The 2932-nt window shown below is 65.6% G+C and carries 3 protein-coding genes; all 3 read left to right on the top strand.

Going from position 1 to position 2932, the window contains the following annotated elements:
- On the top strand, positions 1–665 hold a 665-nt coding region (locus E2583_RS21830; RefSeq protein ID WP_291598601.1), incomplete at its 5' end, for an ABC transporter ATP-binding protein.
- The gene (locus E2583_RS21825) at positions 662–1567 is read left to right on the top strand and encodes an ABC transporter permease (RefSeq protein WP_291598599.1); all 906 of its coding nucleotides are present in this window, start codon (positions 662–664) and stop codon (positions 1565–1567) included. The genes E2583_RS21830 and E2583_RS21825, both read left to right, overlap by 4 nt.
- An 89-nt stretch (positions 1568–1656) precedes the next feature.
- The coding region (locus tag E2583_RS21820; RefSeq protein ID WP_291598597.1) for an FAD-binding oxidoreductase at positions 1657–2932 on the top strand (1276 nt) is incomplete at its 3' end.

The raw sequence follows: 2932 nt of genomic DNA, 5'->3' as shown, positions 1-2932 counted from the left end.
GCTGCGGCAAGAGCACCTTGCTCAAGATGGTTGCGGGTCTGCTCGAGCCCAGCGACGGCAGACTGCTGCTCTGGCGCAAGCCGGTGCCGCAGCTGCATGCCGGCGGCAAGAAGATGGCATTCGTGTTCCAGCAGCCCACGCTTATGCCCTGGTCCAGCGTGCACACGAATGTGCGGCTGCCGCTGGATCTGGCGGGCGTGCCGCGCGCCGAGGCCGATGCGCGCGTGACGGAGGCACTGCAACTGGTGGGTCTGGCACGCTTTGCCCAGGCCCTGCCGCGCGAATTGTCCGGAGGTATGCAGATGCGCGTCTCGATTGCTCGCGGCCTGGTGACCGAGCCGGATCTGCTGCTGATGGATGAGCCCTTCGGCGCGCTCGACGAGATCACACGCCACAAGCTGGACGCGGAGTTGCTGGAGCTTTGGAGCAAGAAGAAGCTGACGGTGATCTTTGTCACCCACTCCATCCACGAGGCCGTCTTTCTATCCAGCCGGGTGGTGATGATGGCGGCCCGGCCGGGACGGGTGGTGGAGGAGTTTCGCATCGATGCCCCCTATCCGCGGCCTGCCGATTTCATGCTCGGCCCCGAGTTCGCCCGCCATGCGCAGCAGTTGCAATCGAGCCTGCTGCGCGCCAGTGCCATTGTGGAGGAGAGTCTGTCATGAGCGCCTTGCCCGCTTCCATTCCCGATGATGCGGCCAGTGCCGCCGACAACCGGCCTGCCGTAACCGGCGCGCGTGCGGTGGCTGTCGTCAAGTCCGGCAAGGCGGCCACCCCATGGCTGCTGCAGCCCAAGGTGCAGCGTGTGCTTTTGCCGGCGCTGGTGGGCCTTGTGCTGCTGCTGGTCTGGCAGGCTCTGGTGACCCTGCTGGAGCTGCCGCCCTATCTCGTGCCTTCACCGCTGCTGATGCTGCAGACCCTGATGACGGACTGGGCGGCACTCGGCCTGTCCCTGTGGGTCACCGTCAAGATCACCTTGCTGGCCTTTGCCCTGGCCACCGTGGCGGGGGTGCTGATCAGCTTTGTATTCGTGCAGAGCAAGCGGATCGAGACGGCCTTGTTTCCCTATGCCGTGCTGCTGCAGGTGACGCCGATCGTGGCCGTGGCTCCGCTGATCATCATCTGGGTCAAGGACCCGGTGCTGTCCATGGTGATCTGTGCAGCGCTGGTGGCGCTGTTTCCCATCATCAGCAACACCACGCTGGGCCTGCGCAGTGTGGAGCCGGATCTGCTGGCCTACTTCCAGCTCAACCGGGCCACGCGCCTGCAGGTGCTGATGCGCTTGCGCATTCCCAGTGCCTTGCCCTATTTCTTCGGGGGGCTGCGCATCTCCAGCGGCCTGGCGCTGATCGGCGCGGTGGTGGCCGAGTTCGTGGCCGGAACCGGCGGGCAGGGAGCGGGTCTTGCCTACCAGATCCTGCAGGCAGGCTTTCAGCTCAACATCCCGCGCATGTTCGCTGCGCTGCTGCTGATTTCGCTGACCGGCGTGGCGCTGTTCGTGCTCATGGCCTGGTGCACACGCCGGGCACTGGGCGGCTGGCATGCCAGCGAGTCCGGTAGCGACTAGCGCTTCCCCCTTTCTTCATTTCTGCTCCCGTCATGCCCGCACCGCGCGGCATATGGGCCGACTCATGCCTTGCTTTTTGCGACACGACCATGAACACCAATCCGATTGCCGAGAACAGCAGCCAGCTGGCCAGCGCCTTGCCCGCGCTGGACTGGATCACCGACTCCCTGAAAGTGTCGCGCCTGTCCCAGGATTTTTCCTGGTTCAGCCCGGTGCTCAAGCAGGCCCTGCAGGGCAAGCGCGGCGACATTGCGGTGCGTCCGCGCACCGAGGCCGAGATTGCCCAGGTCGTGGCCCATTGCGCGCGACGTGGCGTTCCCATCACGCTGCGCGGCAGCGGCACCGGCAATTACGGCCAGAGCACGCCGCTGCACGGCGGCCTGATCCTGGATCTGAGTGGCTACAACAGCCTGTGCTGGGTGCGCGGCAGTGTGGGCCGGGCACAGGCCGGCATACGCCTGGCGGACTTCGACCAGCTGGCGCGCGAGCAGGGGCAGGAGCTGCGCTGGCTGCCGTCCACCTACCGCAGCGCCACCCTGGGTGGCCTGTTCGGCGGAGGCTTCGGCGGCGCCGGCTCCATCACCTACGGGCCGCTCGCCTCTGCGGGCAATGTGCTGGCTGCGCGCGTGATGACGGTGGAGGCCGAGCCGCGCATTCTGGAACTGCGCGGTGCCGACGCCATGCGCCTGCACCATACCTATGGCACGACCGGCATCGTGCTCGAGCTCGAAGTGGCGCTGGCAGATGCCACGAACTGGACGGAATGCATTGCCACGTTCACGGGTTTTGACGAGGCGCTGGGCTTTGCGCAGCAGCTGGGCCAAGCACCAGGCATCCGCAAGAAGGAGCTGAGCCTGATGGCGGCTCCGGTACCGGCCTATTTCACCAGTCTGGCCGAGCATCTGCCCCCGGGCTGCCACGCGGTCATTGCGCTGGTGGCGCCCGAAGCCGAGGAGGCCATGCAGTTATTGCTGGAGCGTCACGGCGGCACGCTCAGCTACTGCGAGCGCGGGCGCTGGTCTGCGCAGCCGGCTGCGGGCTACAAATCGCTGATCGAGTATTGCTGGAACCATACGACCTTGCATGCGCTGAAGGTGGACCGGGAGCTGACCTATCTGCAGACCGGCTACAACCCCGCAAGATTCGGCGAGCAGCTCAAGGCCTTGCGCAGCGAGCTCGGGGACGAGGTCCTGTTCCACCTGGAGTTCCTGCGCACCAAGGAAGGACTGTTTAATTGCAGCGGGCTGGAGCTGGTGCGCTTCAGCTCCGCCGAGCGGCTCAACGCGATCATGGACATCTATCGCAAGCATGGCGTGCAGATCAACAATCCGCATGTCTACGTGGTGGAAGACGGCAAGGCCAACA

The sequence above is a fragment of the Comamonas sp. genome (assembly GCF_009360615.1).
GTDB lineage: Bacteria > Pseudomonadota > Gammaproteobacteria > Burkholderiales > Burkholderiaceae_C > Comamonas.
Note: the sequence above shows the minus strand (reverse complement) of the source record. Positions and strands in the feature narration are given on the sequence as shown.